Origin of the sequence: Streptomyces sp. NPDC007971 (assembly GCF_042958635.1) — a bacterium.
Classification (GTDB): domain Bacteria; phylum Actinomycetota; class Actinomycetes; order Streptomycetales; family Streptomycetaceae; genus Streptomyces.
Genome location: NZ_JBIBJK010000019.1, coordinates 183,528 through 206,091, shown reverse-complemented (window position 1 = coordinate 206,091; position 22,564 = coordinate 183,528). Strand labels below are relative to the sequence as shown.

The 22,564-nt window shown below is 75.0% G+C and carries 1 pseudogene; it reads left to right on the top strand.

Going from position 1 to position 22,564, the window contains the following annotated elements:
• A pseudogene (locus tag ACFZCP_RS33865) lies at positions 1-22,512 on the top strand (SDR family NAD(P)-dependent oxidoreductase); the annotation flags it as partial.
• Positions 22,513-22,564: the final 52 nt, after the last annotated feature.

Here is a 22,564-nt window from a genome sequence, read left to right as displayed (position 1 = left end):
GAGTTGACCCAGGGCATGGACCTGTCGGCCTTCGTGCTGTTCTCGTCCGCCGCTGGTGTCTTCGGTGGTCCGGGTCAGGGCAACTACGCGGCGGCCAATGCGTTCCTGGACGCGCTCGCGCAGCATCGGCGGGCGGCTGGTCTGGCCGCGACGTCGCTGGCCTGGGGCCTGTGGGCCACCGGCGGTGGCATGGCGGGCAGCCTCGACGACACTGACGTACGCCGCATCACCAGCGGCGGCGCCATTCCGCTGGGGCCGGCCGAGGGCCTGGCGCTGTTCGACGCTGCGGGCTCCACCGGGCGTGCGCTGCTGGCGCCCGTTCCGATGGACTTCTCCGTGTTGCGCCGGCATGCGCGTACCCAGCCCGTCCTCCACCTGCTGCGCTCTCTGGTGCGGAACACCGTCCGCAGGACCGCCGATCCCGCCAACCGGTCCGCGCTGGCACAGTCGCTGGCGGCTCTGACCGAGGGCGAACGGGAGAAGGCGCTGCTGGACCTCGTCCGCACGCATGCCGCGGCGGTGCTCGGCCACAGCTCGGCCCACGCCGTCGAACCCGACCGCGCGTTCAGGGAGCTGGGCTTCGACTCGCTCAGCTCCGTCGAGCTGCGCAACCACCTCAACGCGGCCACCGAGCTGCGGCTGCCCGCGACCCTCGTCTTCGACCACCCGAACCCCGCCGCGCTCGCCGCGTTCATCAACGCCGAGCTCGCGGGCGCGCCCGTCGTGGCCGCGCCCACGCGCGCGGCCGTGGCGGTGTCCGACGAGCCGATCGCGATCGTCGGCATGAGCTGCCGCTACCCGGGTGGCGTGAACTCGCCAGAGGAGCTGTGGCAGCTCGTCCTGGGCGGTGTCGACGCCATCAGCGAGTTCCCCGTCAACCGGGGCTGGGACGTGGACGCCCTGTACGACCCGGACCCCGAGCGCACGGGTACCTCCTACACCCGTGAGGGCGGTTTCCTGCACGACGCCGACCTGTTCGACCCGGCGTTCTTCGGGATCTCGCCGCGCGAGGCGCTGGCCATGGACCCGCAGCAGCGGCTGCTGCTCGAAACGTCGTGGGAGGCGTTCGAGCGCGCCGGCATCGACCCGACCTCGGTCCGGGGCAAGGCCGTCGGCGTGTTCGCGGGGGTGATGTACCACGACTACGTGTCGCGGCTGCGTTCCGTCTCGGAGGACGTCGAGGGCTACCTCGGCACCGGCGGGTCCGGCAGCGTCGCGTCCGGTCGGGTCGCCTACGCGCTCGGCCTGGAGGGCCCCGCCGTCACCGTCGACACCGCCTGCTCCTCGTCGCTGGTCGCCCTGCACTGGGCGAGTCAGGCGCTGCGGCAGGGTGAGTGCACGATGGCGCTGGCCGGTGGCGTCGCCGTGATGGCGACCCCCAGCACGTTCGTCGACTTCAGCCGCCAGCGCGGCCTCGCGGGGGACGGCCGGTGCAAGTCGTTCTCCGACAGTGCCGACGGCACCGGCTGGGGCGAGGGCGTGGGCATGCTGCTCGTCGAGCGGCTCTCGGACGCCCGCCGCAACGGGCACCCGGTCCTCGCGGTGATCCGCGGCTCCGCGGTGAACCAGGACGGCGCGTCGAACGGCCTGACCGCGCCGAACGGCCCCTCGCAGCAGCGGGTCATCCGGCAGGCCCTGGCGAGCGCCGGTCTGGAACCGTCCGACGTGGACGCGGTGGAGGCGCACGGCACCGGCACGACCCTCGGCGACCCGATCGAGGCGCAGGCGCTGCTGGCCACCTACGGCCAGGACCGGCCCGACGACCGGCCGCTGTGGCTCGGCTCCATCAAGTCGAACTTCGGCCACACCCAGGCCGCCGCGGGCGTCGCGGGTGTGATCAAGATGGTGATGGCGCTGCGGCACGGAGTGCTGCCGCAGACCCTGCACGTCGGCGAGCCCTCGTCGAACGTGGACTGGTCGGCCGGCGCCGTCGAACTGCTGACGGAGTCCCGGCCGTGGCCGGAAACCGGTCGGCTGCGGCGGGCCGGTGTCTCGTCGTTCGGCGTGAGCGGCACGAACGCGCACACCATCGTCGAATACGTACCGAGCGAGGACCACGTGCCGGCCCCGGTCGACGGTGGTCTTGTGCCGTGGGTGCTGTCCGCGCGGAGCGCGGAGGCGCTGCGGGAACAGGCGGTCCGGCTGCGGGAGCACGTCGCGGGCCGGCCGGAGCGCGGCGCCCCGGCCGTCGGCATGCAGGACGTCGGCATGCAGGACATCGGCTACGCGTTGGCGACGACCCGGTCGGCCTTCGAGCACAGGGCGGTCGTCGTGGGCGACGACCGTGCGGCCCTCCTGGACGGGCTCACCGCTCTGGCCGAGGGGCGGCCGTTCCCCGGCCTGGTCACAGGCTCCGTCGCCCCGGGCGGCGTGGGTTTCCTGTTCTCGGGTCAGGGTTCGCAGCGGCTGGGCATGGGTCGTGAACTGGCGGCCCGTTTCCCGGTGTTCGCCGCCTCCTTGGACGAGGTGCTGGATCTCCTGGCTCCTGAGGTCCGTGAGGTGCTGTTCGGCGAGGACGCCGATGCTCTGAACGAGACGGGGGTGACGCAGCCCGCGCTGTTCGCCGTCGAGGTGGCCCTGTTCCGGCTGCTGGAGTCCTGGGGTGTCCGCCCCGATGTGCTGGCGGGTCACTCGATCGGCGAGCTGGCTGCCGCGCACGTCTCGGGTGTGTGGTCGCTGGCGGATGCGGTGAAGGTGGTGTCGGCCCGGGGCGCGCTGATGCAGGCGCTGCCCGGGGGCGGTGCGATGGTGGCGGTCCAGGCGACGGAGGCCGAGGTCGCGGCGGACCTGCCGGAGACCGTCGGCATCGCGGCGGTCAATGGGCCGTCGTCGGTCGTCGTGTCGGGTGTCGCCGCTGATGTGGAGGCTGTGGGCGAGCGGTGGCGTGAGGCGGGGCGGAAGGTGTCCCGGCTGCGGGTGAGCCATGCGTTCCACTCGCCGCTGATGGATCCGATGCTGGACGACTTTCGCGCCGTGCTGGAGGGCGTGACGTTCGAGGCGCCCACGATTCCGATCGTGTCGACGCTGACGGGTGCGCGGGCGACTGCCGACGAGCTGGCCTCGCCGGAGTACTGGGTGCGGCACCTGCGCGAGTCGGTGCGGTTCGCCGACGCCGTGAGCACCCTGGTCGCCGAGGGCCTTGTCACGTTCGTCGAGGTCGGCCCGGGCGGGACGCTCTCCGCGTTGGGCCAGGAGTCCGCGCCGGACGCGGCCTTCGTACCGGTGCTGCGCGCCGATCAGCCGGAGGAGTCCGCGCTGGTGTCGGCGGTGGCGCGGCTGTGCACGCGGGGCGTGCGCCTGGACTGGGAGGCGTTCTTCGCCGGGCGTGGCGCGCGGCGCGTCGACCTGCCGACGTACGCGTTCCAGCACCAGCGCTACTGGCTGGCCGCCGGAGTGGGGGCGGGCGACCTGAACGCCGCCGGGCTCGGCTCGGCCGGGCACCCGCTGCTCGGCGCGATCGTCGACACGGCCGACTCGGACGGGCAGCTCTTCACCGGCCGCCTGTCCGTGGAAACCCACCCGTGGCTCGCCGATCACGCGATCCAGGGCTCGATCCTGCTGCCCGGTACGGCGTTCCTGGAGCTGGCGATCCGCGCGGGCGACCAGACCGGGTGCGACCTGGTCGAGGAACTGACGCTGGAGGCACCGCTGGTGGTGCCCGAGCGCGGTGGCGTACGCGTGCAGGTGCAGGTGGGCGTGGCCGACGAGTCCGGCCGGCGCCCGGTGACGGTGCACGCCCGCGACGACGACGGTGACGTGTGGGTGCGGCACGCGAGCGGTGTGCTCGTGGGCGGCGCCGACGTGCCGTCGGCCGGCCTCGGCGCGTGGCCGCCCGCGGGAGCCGAGGCCCTGGCTCTGGACGGCCTCTACGACCGCATGGCCGACGGCGGCTTCGGCTACGGGCCGGTGTTCCAGGGCCTGCGGGCCGCGTGGCGCAAGGGCGACGAGGTGTTCGCCGAGGTCGCGCTGCCCGACGGCGTGGAGGCAGGCGGTTTTGGCCTGCACCCGGCGCTGCTCGACGCCGCGCTGCACGGCATCGGATTGATGGGCGGGGCCGACGGCCCCGGGAAGCTGCCGTTCTCCTGGACGGGGGTACGGCTGCACGCTTCCGGTGCGACGGTGCTGCGGGTGCGGTTGTCGCCCGCCGGCTCGGACGGGGTGTCGCTGACGGTCGCGGACGGCTCCGGTGCCCCGGTGGCCACGATCGACTCGCTGGTGCTGCGCCCCGTGACGGCGACGCTGTCGCGCCGGGGCTGGGAGTCGCTCTTCCACCTGGACTGGGTGCCCGCCCCGGCCTCCGCCACAAGCGCGGGTCCGGTGTCGGAATTCGCCGACTGGGCCGCGCTGCGGTCGGCCCTGGACGCGGGGGAGACGCTGCCGGACAACACCGTGGTGCGGTGCACGCCGACGGGCCCTGGAGCCCACGACGTGGACGATGTGCGCCAGGCCGTGCTGAGCGCTCTGGAACTGCTGCAGGGCTGGCTGGCCGACGAGCGCTGCGCCGAGTCCAGGCTGGTGCTGGTGACCCGTGGCGCGGTCGCGGTCGAGGCCGGGGACGACGTGCCCGACCTGGCGTCCGCCGCAGTGTGGGGCCTGGTGCGGACGGCGCAGGTGGAGAACCCCGACCGCTTCGTCCTGGTCGACGTCGACGACGAGGACGGCTGGAGGCCGGCCGTGGCGACCGGGGAACCCCAGGTCGCCGTGCGGGACGGGCGGATGTCCGTGGCCCGCCTCGCACGAGTGCGGCCCGAGGCCGGCGACGACGACCCGGTGTTCGGACCGGACAGCACGGTGCTGGTGACGGGCGCGTCGGGCGCGCTGGGCAGCCTGGTCGCCCGGCACCTCGTCGAACGGCACGGCGTCGGACGGCTGGTCCTGGCCAGCAGGCGCGGCATGGCCGCGGCGGGTGCCGAGGACCTGCGCGACGAACTCCTCGCGCGGGGCGCCGAGGTCGCCGTCGCCGCCTGCGACGTCGCCGACCGCGACGCGCTGGCCGCGCTGCTCGCCGAGCACCCCGTGACCGCCGTCGTGCACACCGCCGGTGTGCTGGACGACGGCACGATCGGCTCGCTGACCCCGGACCAGGTCGACACCGTGTTCCGGGCCAAGGTCGATGCGGCGCGGCACCTGCACGAGCTGACCCGCGACCTGGACCTGTCGGCGTTCGTCCTGTTCTCCTCGGTGGCGGGCACGCTCGGCGCGCCCGGCCAGGGCAACTACGCGGCCGCCAACGCGTTCCTCGACGGGCTGGCCCGGCGCAGGCGCGCCCAGGGCCTGCCCGCCACGTCGCTGGCGTGGGGCCTGTGGGCCGACGGCATGGGCGCCCGGGTGGCGGACTCCGCCGCCCACGGCCTGTCCGCGGACGAGGGCGTCACGCTGTTCGACGCCGCGGTCTGCGGAGCCGACCCGGTCGTCGTACCGATGCGGCTCGACCTGCGGGCCGTACGCGAACTCCCGGTGATCCCGCCGGTGTTCAGCGCTCTGGTGCGCACCACGAGCCGCAGGGCGGCAGGGAGCGGGGCCGATCCGGCGGGGGCGCTCCGCGACCGCCTCGCGCCGCTCACCGAGGACGAGCGCGACCGGGTGCTGCTGGACCTCGTCCGCACCCAGGTCGCCATGGTCCTCGGCCACGCCGGACCGGAGGCGGTCGCGTCCGGTCATGCGTTCACGGAGCTCGGCTTCGACTCGCTGACCGCCGTCGACCTGCGCAACCGGCTCAACACGGCCACGGGCCTGCGTCTGCCCGCCACGCTGGTCTTCGACTACCCGACCCCGGCGGCGCTGGCCGCGTTCGTCGGCGCCGAACTGGCGGGCGCGCCCGCCGCCGTGGCGCCCACGCACACGGCCGTGGCCGTGGCCGTGGCCGACGAGCCGATCGCGATCGTCGGCATGAGCTGCCGCTACCCCGGTGGCGTCCGCTCGCCGGAGGACCTGTGGCGGCTGATCGCCGACGGTGCCGAAGGCATCACCCCGTTCCCGACCGAGCGCGGCTGGGACGTGGAGGCGCTCTACGACCCCTCCGGCGAACGAGCAGGCAGCTCCTACACCCGTGAGGGCGGCTTCCTGCACGACGCCGACCTGTTCGACCCGGCGTTCTTCGGGATCTCACCGCGTGAGGCCCTCGCGATGGACCCGCAGCAGCGGCTGCTGCTCGAAACCTCCTGGGAGGCGTTCGAGCGCGCGGGCATCGACCCCAGGTCGGTGCGGGGCAGCGCGACCGGCGTGTTCGCGGGCGTCATGTACCACGACTACGCCACCCAGCTGCACGGTGCGCCGAAGAGCGTCGAGGGCTACCTCGGCACGGGCAACGCGGGCAGTGTCGCGTCCGGCCGGCTCTCGTACACGTTCGGCCTCGAAGGCCCCGCGATGACCGTGGACACGGCGTGCTCGTCGTCCCTCGTCGCCATGCACCTGGCGGTGCGGGCGCTGCGGTCGGGCGAGTGCTCGCTCGCGCTCGCGGGCGGCGCGACCGTCATGGCGACGCCCGGCGCGTTCGTCGACTTCAGCCGCCAGCAGGGCCTTTCGCCGGACGGCCGGTGCCGCTCGTTCTCCGCCGACGCCAACGGCACCGGCTGGGGCGAGGGCGTCGGCATGCTCCTCCTGGAACGCCTCTCCGACGCCCGCCGCAGCGGCCACCCGGTCCTCGCGGTGATCCGCGGCACGGCGGTCAACCAGGACGGCGCGTCCAACGGCCTGACCGCGCCGAACGGCCCCTCGCAGCAGCGTGTCATCCGGCAGGCCCTCGCCAACGCGGGGCTGACGCCGGCCGACGTGGACGCCGTCGAGGCGCACGGCACCGGCACCACCCTCGGCGACCCCATCGAGGCCCAGGCCCTGCTCGCCACGTACGGGCGGGGCCGCGCCGGCGACCCCCTGTGGCTCGGTTCGCTGAAGTCCAACATCGGCCACACCCAGGCCGCCGCGGGCGTGGGCGGCGTCATCAAGATGGTGATGGCGCTGCGCAACGGCGTCCTGCCGAAGACGCTGCACGCCGACGAGCCCTCTGCGAACGTCGACTGGTCCGCGGGTGCCGTGGAGCTGCTGACCGAGGCGCGGCCGTGGCCCGAGGCGGACCGGCCCCGGCGCGCGGGCGTGTCGTCGTTCGGCTTCAGTGGCACCAACGCGCACGTCATCGTCGAGGCCACGCCGGACGCCGAGGCGCCGCGGGCCCCCGAGGTGCCGCTCGGGCCGTGGCTGCTGTCCGGCCGCACCGAGAGCGCCCTGCGCGACCAGGCGGCGCGGCTGCGCGACCACCTGGCCGCACGGCCCGGCCTCGACCCGGTGGACGTGGCCCGTGCGCTCGCGACCTCGCGGGCCGGGTTCGAGCACCGGCTCGCCGTCGTCGGCCACGACCTGACCGACCTGGTGGCCGGGCTGACCGACGCCGTCGAGGGACGTCCGGTCGCCGGGGCCGTGAGCGGTGTCACCGACGAGCACCGGGTCGGCTTCCTGTTCTCCGGCCAGGGCTCGCAGCGGCTCGGCATGGGCCGTGAACTGGGCGACCGGTACCCGGTGTTCGCCGAGGCCCTGGAGCGCGTCCTGGCGGAGTTCGACCCGCAGGTGCGTGAGGTCCTGTTCGGCGACGACGCCGATGCGCTGAACGAGACCGGAGTGACGCAGCCCGCGTTGTTCGCGGTCGAGGTCGCGCTGTTCCGTCTCCTGGAGTCGTGGGGTGTGCGGCCGGACGTACTGGCCGGGCACTCGATCGGCGAGCTGGCCGCCGCGCACGTCTCCGGTGTGTGGTCTCTCGCGGATGCGGTGAAGGTGGTGTCGGCCCGTGCCGGGCTGATGCAGGCGCTGCCCGAGGGCGGCGCGATGGCGGCGATCCAGGCCGGTGAGGCCGAGGTCGCCCCCGGCCTGCCGGACACCGTCGGCGTCGCCGCGGTCAACGGCCCGGACTCGGTGGTCGTCTCCGGTGTCGCCGCCGATGTCGACGCCGTCGCCGAGCGGTGGCGTGAGGCGGGACGCAAGGCGACCCGGCTCCGGGTGAGCCACGCGTTCCATTCGCCGCTGATGGACCCGATGCTCGACGAGTTCCGCCAGGTCCTGGAGAGCGTGACCGCCAGGACGCCGGAGATCGCGATCGTGTCGACGCTCACCGGCGCGCGGGCGGCCGCCGAGGAGCTGGCGTCGCCCGAGTACTGGGTGCGGCACGTGCGCGAGTCGGTGCGGTTCGCCGACGCCGTTGTCGCCACGGGCGCGGACGTCCTCGTCGAGATCGGACCCGGCGGTGTGCTGTCCGCGCTCGGCCAGGAGTCCCTGCCCGACGGGGCCTTCGTCCCGGCGCTGCGCGGCGACCGTCCGGAGGACGAGGCCGTCATGACCGCACTCGCCGCCCTGCACGTGCGCGGCGTGCCCGTCGACTGGGCCGCCTACTACGCGGGTACCGCCCACACCGTCGAGCTGCCCACGTACGCCTTCCAGTACCAGCGGTTCTGGCCCGACACGAGCATGCGGCCCGCCACCGACGCCTCCGGCCTCGGGCTCGGCTCCGCCGACCACCCGCTGCTCGGCGCCGCGGTCACGCTCGCGGACGAGGACACCGCCCTGTTCACGGGCAGGCTCTCGCTGCGCACGCACCCGTGGCTGGCCGGGCACGAGATCATGGGCTCGGTGCTGCTGCCCGGCACGGCGTTCGTCGAGCTGGCGGTGCAGGCCGGCGACCAGGTCGGCTGCGCCTGCGTGGAGGAGCTGACGCTTCAGACGCCCCTGATGCTGCCCGCACAGGGCGGCGTACAGGTCCAGGTGCGGGTCGGCGCGCCCGACGCGTCGGGCCGGCGCCCGGTGACGGTCCACGCGCGCGACGAGAACGGCGACCTGCCCTGGGTCCGGCACGCGAGCGGCGTCCTTGCGGACGACGACAGTGCTCCCGCCGCCCTCGACGCGTGGCCGCCCGCGGGAGCCGAGGCCGTGGACCTGGACGGGTTCTACGACCACATGGCCGACGGCGGCTTCGCCTACGGGCCGGTGTTCCGGAACCTGCGGGGCGCGTGGCGGCACGGGAACGAGGTGTTCGCCGAGGTCGCGCTGCCCGACGACGTGGAGGCGGGACGGTTCGGCCTGCACCCGGCGCTGCTCGACGCCGCGCTCCACGCCATCGGCCTCATGGGCGGGACCGACGGCCCCGGCAGGCTGCCGTTCTCCTGGACGGGGGTACGGCTGCACGCTTCCGGTGCGACGGGGCTGCGGGTGCGGTTGTCGCCCGCCGGGGCGGACGGGGTGTCGCTGACGGTCGCGGACGGCTCCGGCGCTCCGGTGGCCACCATCGACTCGCTGGTGGTGCGCGCGGTGGCGCCGGGTTCGCTCGGCGCGGCGCGCGGCCACGATGCGCTGTTCCGCCTCGACTGGGTGCCCGCTTCGATGCCGGCCCGCAGTGCCGGTTCGGTGGCGGAGTTCACGGACCGGGCCGCGCTGCGGTCGGCCCTGGACGCGGGGGAGACGCTGCCGGAGAACACCGTCGTGCGGTGCGCGCGTCCCGCCGGCATGGATGCGGACGCGGTGCACCGGCAGGCGCACACCGCCCTGGAGCTCGTGCAGGGCTGGCTGGCCGACGAGCGCTGCGCGGCGTCGCGGCTGGTGCTGGTGACCCGTGGTGCGGTGGCGGTCGGGGCCGGGGACGACGTGCCCGACCTGGCGTCCGCCGCCGTGTGGGGCCTGGTGCGGACGGCACAGTCCGAGAACCCGGACCGCTTCGTCCTGGTGGACGTCGACGACGAGCACGGCTGGAAGTCGGCCATCGGGAGCCCCGAACCCGAGCTGGCCGTGCGCGGCGGTGAACCCTTCGTGCCCAGGCTGGTGCGGGCCCGTCCGGCCGAGGCCGAGGGTCCGGGCTTCGGTACCGGTGCGGTGCTGGTGACCGGTGCGAGCGGCATGCTCGGCGGTCTGGTGGCGCGGCATCTCGTGGAGCGGCACGGGGTACGGGACCTGGTCCTGGCGAGCAGGCGCGGCCAAGTGGGCCCGCTGTACGAGGAGTTGACGGGCCTGGGCGCCGGGGTCGCCGTGGTCGCCTGTGACGTGGCGGACCGTGACGCGGTGGCGGCGCTGCTGGCCGAGCACCCGGTGACGGCTGTCGTGCATGTGGCGGGCGTGCTGGACGACGGCGTCATCGAGTCGCTGACCCCCGAGCGGATCGACACCGTGTTCCGCCCGAAGGTCGACGCCGCCTGGAACCTCCACGAGCTGACCCGCGACCTGGACCTGTCCGCGTTCGTGGTGTTCTCCTCGGCCGCAGGCACCTTCGGCAATCCCGGGCAGGGCAACTACGCCGCGGCCAACGCCTACTTGGACGCGCTCGCCCAGCACCGCCGTGCCCAGGGCCTGCCGGCCACCTCGCTGGCCTGGGGCCTGTGGGCCGGAGAGGACGGCATGGGCGCCCGGCTGGCCGAGACCGGCGCCGCGGGCCTGACCGCCGAGGAAGGCCTTCAGCTGTTCGACGCGGTGGCTCTCGGGGCGGACCCGGTCGTCGTGCCCATGCGGCTCGACCTGCGGGCAGTGCGCGGCGCGGCCGCCGTGCCGGCGCTGCTCAGCGGCCTGGTGCGGACGACGACCCGCAGGGCGGCGGAGACCGGGAGCGACCCCGCCGCCGCGCTGCGGGACCGGCTGGCGGCGATGCCGGCGACCGAACGGCCCGCTGCCCTGGTGGACCTGGTGTGCGCGCACGTCGCGGCCGTCCTCGCCCTGCCCGGCTCCGAAGCGGTCGACGAGCGGCGCGCGTTCACCGAGCTCGGCTTCGACTCGCTCACGGCGGTCGAGCTGCGCAACCGGCTGGGCGCCGCCACCGGCCTGCGGCTGCCCGCGACGCTGGTCTTCGACCACCCGACCCCGCTCGACCTGGTCGGCCACCTCGTGGACACGCTCGTCGTGGACGAGCCCGGCGGCGTGGCACCCCTGCTCGCCGAACTCGGCCGCATCGAGGCGAGCCTCGCCGCGGTCAGGCCCGGCGACGACGCGGACGACCTGGTCGGCGCCCGCCTGTCGGCGCTGCTCACCGCGTGGCGCGACAGCCGCGCCGACGCCGCCCCGCAGGCGTCCGACGACCTCGACGCCGCGACGGACGACGAGATGTTCGACCTGCTCGGCAAAGAGTTCGGCATTTCCTGACCCGTCCGGCCACACCACTTGCTCGACGTTCCCTGGAGTAGAGAAGGCATGGAAAACGAGGACAAGCTCCGTTATTTCCTCAAGCGGGTCACCGCTGACCTGCGCGAGACGCGTCAGCGGTTGCGCGAGGTCGAGGAGGGCGAGCAGGAGCCGGTCGCGATCATCGGCATGAGCTGCCGCTACCCCGGCGGCGTGCGCTCCCCCGAGGACCTGTGGGAGCTGGTCGCCGGCGGCCGCGACGGCGTGACGGCGTTCCCCACCGACCGGGGCTGGGGCGACGTCCACCTGTCCGACCCCGAGGACCCCGACCGCGTCTTTCGCACCGAGGGCGGATTCCTGCACGACGCGGCCGAGTTCGACCCCGGACTGTTCGGGATATCGCCGCGCGAGGCGCTCGCGATGGACCCGCAGCAGCGGCTGCTGCTCGAAACCTCCTGGGAGGCGTTCGAGCGGGCCGGGATCGACGCGTCGCAGCTGCGCGGCAGCAGGACGGGCGTGTTCGCGGGCGTCATGTACCACGACTACACGTCGCGGCTGCGGTCGGTGCCGGAGGGCGTCGAGGGCTTCCTCGGCACCGGCGGCTTCGGCAGCGTCGCCTCCGGCCGCGTGTCGTACACGTTCGCGCTGGAGGGCCCCGCCGTCACGGTCGACACGGCCTGCTCGTCCTCCCTGGTCACGCTGCACCTCGCGGCCCAGGCGCTGCGCTCGGGCGAGTGCACGCTCGCCCTCGCGGGCGGCGTCACCGTGATGGCGACCCCGGACACGTTCATCGGCTTCAGCAAACAGCGCGGCCTCGCCGCGGACGGCCGGTGCAAGTCCTTCGCCGACAGCGCCGACGGCACCGGCTGGGGCGAGGGCGCCGGCATGCTGCTCCTGGAGCGGCTGTCCGACGCCCGCCGAGGCGGCCACCCGGTCCTCGCGGTCCTGCGCGGCTCGGCCGTGAACCAGGACGGCGCGTCCAACGGCCTGACCGCGCCCAACGGCCCCTCGCAGCAGCGTGTGATCCGGCAGGCCCTGGACAGCGCCGGACTGACCGCGGCCCAGGTCGACATGGTCGAGGCGCACGGCACCGGCACGACCCTCGGTGACCCGATCGAGGCCCAGGCCCTGCTCGCCACGTACGGCCGGGACCGTACCGGCGAGCCGCTGTGGCTGGGGTCCGTGAAGTCCAACATCGGCCACACACAGGCCGCCGCCGGCGCCGCGGGCGTCATCAAGATGGTCATGGCGATGCGGCACGGCGTGCTGCCGCCGACACTGCACGTGGACGAGCGCTCCCGGCACGTCGACTGGGCGGCGGGGGCCGTGGAACTGCTCACCGAGGCGCGGCCGTGGCCCGAGACGGGCCGGCCGCGCAGGACGGCGGTGTCGTCGTTCGGCATCAGCGGCACCAATGCCCACGTCGTCCTCGAACAGGCCCCGGCCGAGGCCGATGAGGCCGAGGACATCCACGGTGAGCCCGTCGCCCCCGTCCTGGCCGACGCGGTCCCGTGGGTGCTGTCCGGCAACGACCCCGCCGCGCTGCGCGAGCGTGCCGCCGCCCTCCTCTCCCAGGTGGACGGCGAGGGCGCACCGGCGCGGGGCCGGAACGCGTCGGCCGTGGACGTCGGCTTCTCACTCGCCGTGACCAGGACCGCGCTGGAGCACCGGGCCGCCGTCGTCGGCGCGGACCGCACGGAACTGCTGCGTGGCCTTCGGGCCCTGGCCGAGGGAGGCGAGGCACCGAACCTGGTGCGCGGCACGGTGGGCACCCGCGGCAAGCTCGCCTTCCTGTTCAGCGGACAGGGCAGCCAGCGCGTCGGCATGGGGCGTGAACTGTACGGGGAGTTCCCCGTGTTCGCCGAGGCCCTGGACGAGGTCTGCGCCCACCTGGACCCGCACCTGGACCGGCCGCTCGCGGACGTGCTCTTCGCCGAGCCCGGCACCGGGGCCGCCGCCCTGCTCGACCTGACCACCTACACGCAGCCCGCGCTGTTCGCCGTCGAGGTGGCCCTGTTCCGCCTCGTCACGGCGTGGGGCCTCACCCCGCAGTTCCTCGCGGGCCACTCCATCGGCGAACTGGCGGCCGCGCATGTGTCCGGCGTGTTCTCCCTCGCCGACGCCTGCGCGCTGGTCGCCGCCCGCGGCAGGCTCATGGGGGCCCTGCCCGAGGGCGGGGCGATGCTGTCGCTGCGCGCGGACGAGGACACCGTGCGCCGCCTGATCGCCGAGCACGGCGGCACGGTGGACGTCGCGGCCGTCAACGGCCCCGGGTCCACGGTGGTCGCGGGCGACGCCGACGCGGTCGCCGCCCTCGACGCCGCATGGCGGGAACAGGGCGGGAAGACCCGCTACCTGCGGGTCAGCCACGCGTTCCACTCCCCGCACGTGGACGCCGTCCTGGCGGACTTCCGCGCCGTCGCCCGCACCGTCACCTACGGGACGCCCACGATCCCCGTCGTGTCCACCCTGACCGGTGCCGTGCTGTCTGCGCAGCAGGCGCGCGACCCGGAGCACTGGGTGCGCCACGTCCGCGAGGCCGTGCGGTTCCTCGACGGCGTACGGTGCCTGCGCGACCAGGGCGTCACGAACTTCCTGGAGCTGGGCCCCGACGCGGTGCTGACCGCGGCGGGACGCGACTGCGTCGACGAGGGCGCGTTCCTGGTGGCCGCGGCACGCGCGAACCGGCCCGAGGGCACCGCGCTCACCGCCGCGGTCGCGGCCCTGCACACGCGGGGTGTCACCCTCGACTGGCGATCCGTGTTCGCGGGACGCGGCGCCCGGCGCGTCGACCTGCCCACGTACCCGTTCCAGCGCACCAGGTACTGGCTGGACGCGGGCACCCACGCCGGCGACGTCGCCTCGGTCGGCCTGCGGCCCGCCGACCACCCGCTGCTGGGAGCCGCGGTCACCCTCGCCGACGAGGAGGGCGCCCTGCTCACCGGCAGGCTCTCCCTGGCCACCCACCCGTGGCTGGCCGACCACACCGTCGGCGGAGTGGTCCTGGTGCCCGGTGCCGCGTTCCTGGAACTCGCGATCAGGGCCGGCGACCAGGTGGGACTCGACCACGTCGAGGAGCTGACACTGGCGGCACCCCTGGTCCTGCCGGAGGACGGCGCGGTGCGCCTCCAGGTGTCCGTCGGAGCGCCGGACGAGTCGGGGCGCCGGACACTGACCTGCCACGCGCGCGCCGACGACGCGGGCGACGACGAGCCGTGGACGCGGCACGCCTTCGGCACCCTCGCGACGGGCGACGACACCCCGGTCACCCCGGTCGCCCCGGCCACCGCCGGTGAGGCCTGGCCGCCCGCGGGCGCGGAGCGGATCGACGTCGAGGGCCGCTACGACGACCTCGCGGCGACGGGGCTCGGCTACGGGCCCGCGTTCCGCGGCCTGCGCGAGGCCTGGCGGCGGGGCGACGAGGTGTTCGTCGCGGTGGAACTGCCCGACCAGGACGCCGCGGCCCCCTTCGCGCTGCACCCCGCGCTCCTCGACTCCGTGCTGCACGCCATCGGACTCGGCGGCTTCGTCGCCGACGCGGAGCGCCTGCACCTGCCCTACTCCTGGCGCGGGGTACGCCTGCACCGCAGCGGCGCGACCGTGCTGCGCGGGCGGCTCTCCCCGGCGGGCGCCGCCGGCGTCGCGCTCGCCCTGAGCGACGGTACGGGCGCCCCCGTCGCCACGGTCGAGGCCCTGTCCCTGCGGCCCCTGACACCGGACGCGCTGAGCGGCGACCGGCTGGACTCGCTGTTCCGCGTCGACTGGGCGACCGTCAGGCCCGCCCCCTCCACCACGGCCCGCTGGGCGGTCCTCGGAGACGGCCTCGACCCGGCGCAGACCACCGAACCGGTGCGCACGTACGCGGACCTGGCCGCGCTGGCCGAGGACCGGGTCCCGGACCTCGTGTTCGCCCCGGTCCCCGCGGCCGAGGGCCCCGCGGAGGCGACGCACCGGGCGCTGGCGCTGCTGCAGAGCTGGCTCGCCGACGAGCGGTTCGGCTCCGCACGGCTGGTGATCGTCACCACCGGCGCGGTCGCCGCGGGCACCGACGAGGACGTCCCCGACCTGACCGCCGCGCCGGTGTGGGGCCTCGTCCGCGCGGCGCAGGCCGAGCACCCCGGCCGGTTCGTCCTCGTCGACGCCGACCGGCCGGCGACCGCGCTGTCCGCACTTCCCGGTGCCGTCGAGACCGGTGAGCCCCAACTGGCCCTGCGTGCAGGGGAGCTGCGCGTGCCCAGGCTGGTGCGGGCCCGTCCGGCCGAGGCCGAGGGTCCGGGCTTCGGTACCGGTGCGGTGCTGGTGACCGGTGCGAGCGGCATGCTCGGCGGTCTGGTGGCGCGGCATCTCGTGGAGCGGCACGGGGTACGGGACCTGGTCCTGGCGAGCAGGCGCGGCGAAGTGGGCGCGCTGTACGAGGAGTTGACGGGCCTGGGCGCCGGGGTCGCCGTGGTCGCCTGTGACGTGGCGGACCGTGACGCGGTGGCGGCGCTGCTGGCCGAGCACCCGGTGACGGCCGTCGTGCATGTGGCGGGCGTGCTGGACGACGGTGTCATCGAGTCGCTGACCCCCGAGCGGATCGACACCGTGTTCCGCCCGAAGGTCGACGCCGCCTGGAACCTCCACGAGCTGACCCGCGACCTGGACCTGTCCGCGTTCGTGGTGTTCTCCTCGGCCGCGGGCACCTTCGGCAATCCCGGGCAGGGCAACTACGCCGCGGCCAACGCCTACTTGGACGCGCTCGCCCAGCACCGCCGCGCCCAGGGCCTGCCCGCGGCCTCACTGGCCTGGGGCCTGTGGGCGGACGCCGGCGGTATGACCGGCGAGCTGGCCGAGACCGACCGCGGGCGCCTCGCCCGGGCCGGTGTCGCCGGGCTGTCCGCCGAGGAGGGCCTGCGGCTGTTCGACGCCGCCCTCGCGCTCCCCGCCGCCGTGGCCGTGCCCATGAGGCTCGACCTGGCGCCGCTGCGGGCACGCCCCGAGACCGTCCCCGCGCTGCTGCGCGCGCTCGTGCGCACGGCACGCCCCGAAGCCGCCAGGACCGAGGGCGGACTCGCGGCACGGATCGCGGCGCTGCCGAAGGACGAGCGCCTGCCCGCGCTGCTCGACGTCGTCCGCACGGCCGTCGCCGCCGTGCTCGGCCACGCCTCGGCCGCCGAGGTGGAACCGGAGCGGGCCTTCGGCGAACTCGGCTTCGACTCGCTCACGGCGGTCGAGCTGCGCAACCGGCTCGACACCGCCACGGGCCTGCGCCTGCCCGCCACGCTGGTCTTCGACTACCCGACGCCCCTGGTTCTCGCGGACCACCTGCACTCCGAGCTGCTCGGCGGCGAAGAGGCAGCGACGGCGACCCTCCGCACGGCCGCCGCCGACGACGAGCCGATCGCCATCGTCGGCATGAGCTGCCGCTACCCCGGCGGGGTGAGCTCGCCGGAAGACCTGTGGCGCCTGGTTTCCGAGGGCCGCGACGCGGTCTCCGCCTTCCCGGACAACCGGGGCTGGGACGTGGAGGCGCTCTACGACCCCGACCCCGAACGGACCGGCACCAGCAGCGTCCGGCACGGCGGCTTCCTGTACGACGCCGCCGAGTTCGACCCGGTGTTCTTCGGCATGTCGCCGCGCGAGGCGCTGGCGGTCGACCCGCAGCAGCGCCTCCTCCTCGAAACGTCGTGGGAGGCCATGGAGCGGGCCGGTCTCGACCCGAAGTCGCTGCGCGGCAGCGCCACCGGCGTGTTCGCGGGCGTGATGTACAACGACTACGCCTCCCGGCTCAGCCGCGCCCCCGAGGGCTTCGAGGGCCAGCTCGGTGTCGGCAGCTCGGGCAGCGTCGCCTCCGGCCGGGTGTCGTACGTGTTCGGTCTCGAAGGCCCCGCGATGACCGTGGACACCGCGTGCTCCTCATCCCTGGTGGCGCTGCACCTCGCCGCGCAGGCGCTGCGCTCGGGCGAGTGCACGCTGGCGCTCGCGGGCGGCGTGACGGTGATGTCCAGCCCAGCCACCTTCGTGGAGTTCAGCAGGCAGCGGGGCCTGGCCCCGGACGGCCGCTGCAAGGCCTTCTCCGCCGACGCGGACGGCACCGGCTGGGGCGAGGGCGTCGGCATGCTCGTCCTGGAACGCCTCTCCGACGCCCGCCGCCACGGCCACCCGGTCCTCGCCGTCGTACGCGGCTCGGCCGTGAACCAGGACGGCGCGTCCAACGGCCTGACCGCGCCGAACGGCCCCTCGCAGCAGCGCGTCATCCGGCAGGCCCTCGCCAACGCGGGGCTGACGCCGGCCGACGTGGACGCCGTCGAGGCGCACGGCACCGGCACCACCCTCGGCGACCCCATCGAGGCCCAGGCGCTCCTCGCCACGTACGGCCAGGACCGCGGCGGCGAGCCGCTGTGGCTCGGGTCGCTGAAGTCCAACATCGGCCACACCCAGGCCGCGGCCGGTGTCGGCGGCGTGATCAAGATGGTGATGGCGATGCGGCACGGCACGCTGCCGCGGACCCTGCACGTCTCCGAGCGCTCCCCGCACGTCGACTGGTCCGCGGGCGCCGTGGACGTCCTGGCGGAGGCCCGGTCGTGGCCGCAGACGGGACGGCCGTCGCGCGCGGGCGTGTCCTCGTTCGGCGTGAGCGGCACCAACGCGCACGTGGTCCTGGAGCAGGCGCCCGAGGAGGCGGCGCCCGAGGAGGCCGCGGCCGAGGTGCCGTCGGTGTCCGGGCCGGCCCCGTTGGTGCTGTCCGCCCGCACGGAAGGCGCACTGCGCGCGCATGCGGCCCAACTCGCGCCCGTTGTGGAGGGGTTCGGGGTGGCGGGTGTGGCGGACGCGCTGTTGTCGCGGTCGGTGTTCGATCACCGGGCCGTGGTGGTGGCCGGTGGTGCGGATGCGCTGGCGGCGGTGGCGCAGGGGGCCGAGTCCGCCCGTGCGGCGGTCGGTGTCGCGCGCCCCGCGGGCAAGGTGGCGTTCGTCTTCCCCGGCCAGGGATCGCAGTGGCTGGGGATGGGGACGGAGCTGGCGCAGTCGTCACCGGTGTTCCGAGCCTCGCTCGATGCGTGTGCGCAGGCGCTGGCCCCACATGTGGACTGGTCGTTGGGGGACGTCCTGGGCGACGCCGACGCGCTGGAGCGGGTGGATGTGGTCCAGCCCGTGCTGTTCGCGGTGATGGTGTCGCTGGCCGCGCTGTGGCGTTCGTACGGTGTCGAGCCGGACGCGGTGGTGGGACACAGTCAGGGTGAGATCGCCGCCGCGCATGTCGCGGGCGCTCTGTCGCTGGAGGATGCCGCGAAGGTCGTGGCGTTGCGCAGCCGGGCGATCCTGGCGTTGTCGGGGCGGGGCGGCATGGTCTCGCTCGCGGCGACGGTCGGGGCGACGCGTGAGCGGATCGCCCACTGGGACGGGCGGATCTCGGTCGCGGCGGTCAACGGCCCGGGTTCGGTGGTCGTGGCGGGTGACGCGGACGCCCTCGACGAGCTCATGGAGTCCTGCGCCGCCGATGACGTTCGGGCTCGTCGGGTTCCCGTCGACTACGCCTCCCACTCGTCGCACGTCGAGCGTATCGAATCGGAGCTGGCGGATGCGCTGGCCGGGGTGGAGCCCCAGGCCGTTCAGGTGCCGATGCTGTCCACGGTCACCGGGGAGTGGCTGACCGGGACCGAGGCGGGTGCCGACTACTGGTACCGGAACCTGCGGGAGACCGTGCGGTTCGAGGACGCCACGCGCGGTCTCCTGGAGCACGGCGTCGGCACGTTCGTCGAATGCAGCCCGCATCCGGTGCTGGTCTTCGGGGTGCGCGAGACGCTGGAGGCGACCGACGACGACGCGATCGTGGTGGGCACGCTGCGCCGGGACGAAGGCGGTCTCGACCGGTTCCTGCTCTCGGCCGCCGAGGCGTACGTCGAGGGCCTGCCCTTCGACTGGCGTGCCGTCGTGCCCGCCGGACGCCCCGTCGACCTGCCGACCTATCCCTTCCAGCGCAAGCGCTACTGGCTGGACGCTCCCCGTGACCTGAGCTTCGCCGAGGCTGCCGGCGGTCTCGGCCTGGCCGGCGCGGACCACCCGCTGCTCGGCGCCGCCGTGGACCTCGCCGACGGGCAGGGCCTCGTGTGCACCGGCAGGCTCGGTACGGACACCCACCCGTGGCTCGCCGACCACGCCGTCGGGCAGACGGTCCTGCTGCCCGGCACGGCCTTCGCGGAGATCGCGCTCGCCGCGGGCGACCGGCTCGGCCTGGACGAGGCGGAAGAGCTGACACTGGCCGCGCCGCTGGTGCTGCCCGAACGCGGCGGCGTACGCCTGCGGGTGACGGTCGGCGGCGACGACGGCGTGGGCCGCCGCACGCTGAGCATCGACTCCCGCCCGGACGACCCGGCCGCCGACGCCGACTGGACCCGGCACGCCACCGGCTTCCTCACCACCAAGGCCCCCGCCGAGCCGGCCGCGCTCACCCAGTGGCCGCCCGCCGGAGCCGAACCCGTCGACATCGACGGCCTCTACGACGGACTGGAGGAGGCCGGGTTCGTCTACGGGCCCGCCTTCCAGGGCCTTCGTGCGGCGTGGCGCGGCGACGGCGCCGTGTACGCCGAGATCGGACTCGACGAGGACCAGCACCGGGACGCCGCGTCGTTCGGGCTCCATCCGGCGCTCCTGGACGCCGCGCTGCACGCCTGCATGCTCGGCGGCCTCGTCGAGGACGCCGGTCGGCCCCGGCTGCCGTTCTCCTGGAGCGGCATCCGGTGGCATGCGACCGGTGCCACCACGGCGCGGGTCCGGCTCACGCCGGCCGGACCCGACGCCGTTTCCCTGGAACTGGCCGACGCACAGGGTCACCCCCTGGCGACGGTCGCATCCCTGGTCCTGCGGCCGATCGCCGCGGACCAGTGGGGTGCGCGCCACTGCGATGCGCTGTTCCGGCTGGAGTGGGTGGCCGCACCGACCCGTGCGGCCACCCCCGCTCCCGCCCGCGGTTGCGCGGTCGTCGGCCCCGACGACCTGAAGGCAGGCGCGGGCCTCGGTGCGTCCGGCGTGACCGTCGCCGAGCACCGGGACCTCGCGGCCCTCGCCGAGGCCGGAGTGCCCGAGCTGGTGGTCGTCCCGTGCGCCGCGGACGGCCCGGAGCCGGTCTCCGCCGCTCGCGCCGTTGCGCTGCGCGCGCTGCGGCTGGCCCAGGAGTGGCTGGCCGACGACCGGTTCCTCGACTCCCGCCTCGTCTTCGTGACCCGCGGGGCCGTCGCGACCGGACCGGACGAGGACGTGCCCGACATCGCCGCCGCGGCGGTGTGGGGCCTGATCCGGTCCGCGCAGTCCGAGAACCCCGACCGGTTCGCGCTGGTGGACGTGGACGCGCAGGACGCGTCCTGGGCGGTGCTGCCCGCCGTCCTCACCAGCGCCGAGGCCGGTGCCGGTCGTGCCGAGCCGCAGATGGCCGTGCGCGCCGGTGACGTGCTGGTGCCGCGCCTGGCACGGCCCGCACCGTCCGCGACCGGGTCCCCGATCGCGTTCACGCCCGGCGGCACCGTCCTCGTGACCGGCGCCACCGGCATGATCGGCAGCCTCGTCACCCGGCACCTGGTGACCGAGTACGGCGTGCGGCACCTCGTGCTGGCCAGCCGCAGCGGCGCCGCCGCGCCCGGAGCGGACGAACTCCGCGCCGAACTCGCCGGCCTCGGCGCCCACGTGACGCTCGCCGCCTGCGACGTCACCGACCCCGCGGCGCTCACGGAGCTGCTGGCCGCGGTGCCCGTGGACCACCCGCTGACCGGCGTGGTGCACTCGGCGGGCGCGCTGGACGACGGCGTGATCGGCTCGCTGACGCCGGAGCGGATGGACACCGTGTTCCGGCCGAAGGCCGACGCGGCATGGCACCTGCACGAGCTGACCCGCGACCTCGGGCTGTCCGCGTTCGTCCTGTTCTCCTCCGCCGCGGGCATCCTCGGCGGCCCCGGCCAGGGCAACTACGCGGCGGCCAACGCGTTCCTCGACGCGCTCGCCCACCACCGCAGGGCGGCCGGTCTCCCCGCGACGTCACTGGCGTGGGGCCTGTGGGAGACGGCCAGCGCGATGACCGGCGACATGGCGGAGTCCGACGTGGCACGCCTGTCCCGCTCCGGCGTCGCGGGCCTGACCCAGGAGGAGGGGCTCGCGCTGTTCGACCTCGGATGCGCGACGGGCGACGCGGTCGTGGTGCCGATGCGCCTCGACGTCGGCGCATTGCGCGGTCGTCCCGACGCGGTGCCCCCGCTGCTGCGCGGCCTCGTACGCACCCGCGCCACGCGGGCGGCGGCCGAGGCGGGCGCGGAGCCGCTGACGCGGCGCCTGGCCGGGCTGACGGAGGAGGACCAGGAGCGCGAACTGCTCCGGCTCGTCCGGGACCGGACGGCGGCCGTGCTCGGGTACGCCCCGGACGACATCGACGTCTCCGGTGCCCTGACCCAGCTGGGCCTCGACTCCCTGACCGCGCTGCAACTGCGCAACCAGCTCGCGGGCGCGACCGGGCTGCGCCTGCCCACCACCGTCGTGTTCGACAAGCCGACCGGACCGGCGCTCGCCGCGTACCTGCGGCGCGGGCTCGCCGCGGAAGTCGCGGGCGCCGCTCCCGCAGCGCCCGCGGCCCTGGCGGTCGAGGACACGCTCACCGGCCTGTACCGGCAGGCGATCGACCTCGGGCTGTACGAGGAGGGATGGCAGCTGGTGATGACGGCCGCACGGGTGCGGCCGGTGTTCGAGGCGGCGGACGAGGCGCCCGCCCTGCCGGCGGTCACGCTGGCGACCGGGCCGGGAACCCCGCTGCTGTGCTTCCCGCCGATGATGGCGCCCTCCGGCCCGCACTACTTCGGCCGGTTCGCCCCCGTGTTCGCGGGCGAGCGGGACGTGACCGTGCTGCCCCATCCCGGCTTCGCGCCGGGGGAGTTGCTGCCCGCGAACCGTGAGGCGATCGTCCGCTTCCAGGCCGAGGCCGTCCAACGGCAGGCGGGCGAGAGGCCGTTCGTGCTCCTCGGCTACTCTTCGGGCGGATGGATGGTCAACGCGGTCGCCGCCCTGCTCGAACGGCAGGGCACCGCACCGGCGGCGGTGGTGCTCGTCGACACCTACACCGCGACGAACTCGTTCGAGGCCCGCCTGGAGGCGGCACTGAGGGAGCGCGGGTCCACCAGCGAGGCGTTCGAGCTGCTGACCGGCGCGCAGCTGACCGGCCAGGGCGGCTACGTCCGCGTGTTCGACGACTGGAAGCCCGACCCGATCGAGGCGCCGACCCTCTATGTGCACGCCACCTTCCCGCCGGGGGAGCCGACGGCGCTGGAGACCGAGGACCGCTGGCAGCCGGAGTGGCCGTACCCGCACGAGGACGCCGACGTCCCCGGAGACCACTTCACCATCATGGAGGACCACTCCGAGTCGACGGCGCTCGCCGTGCGGGACTGGCTGGGCGACAGCAGGGGCGACCATCTCTGACAGCTCCGTCACCTCTGGACTCTCCGGGCTCTCTGAGCCTGGCCTCCCCGAG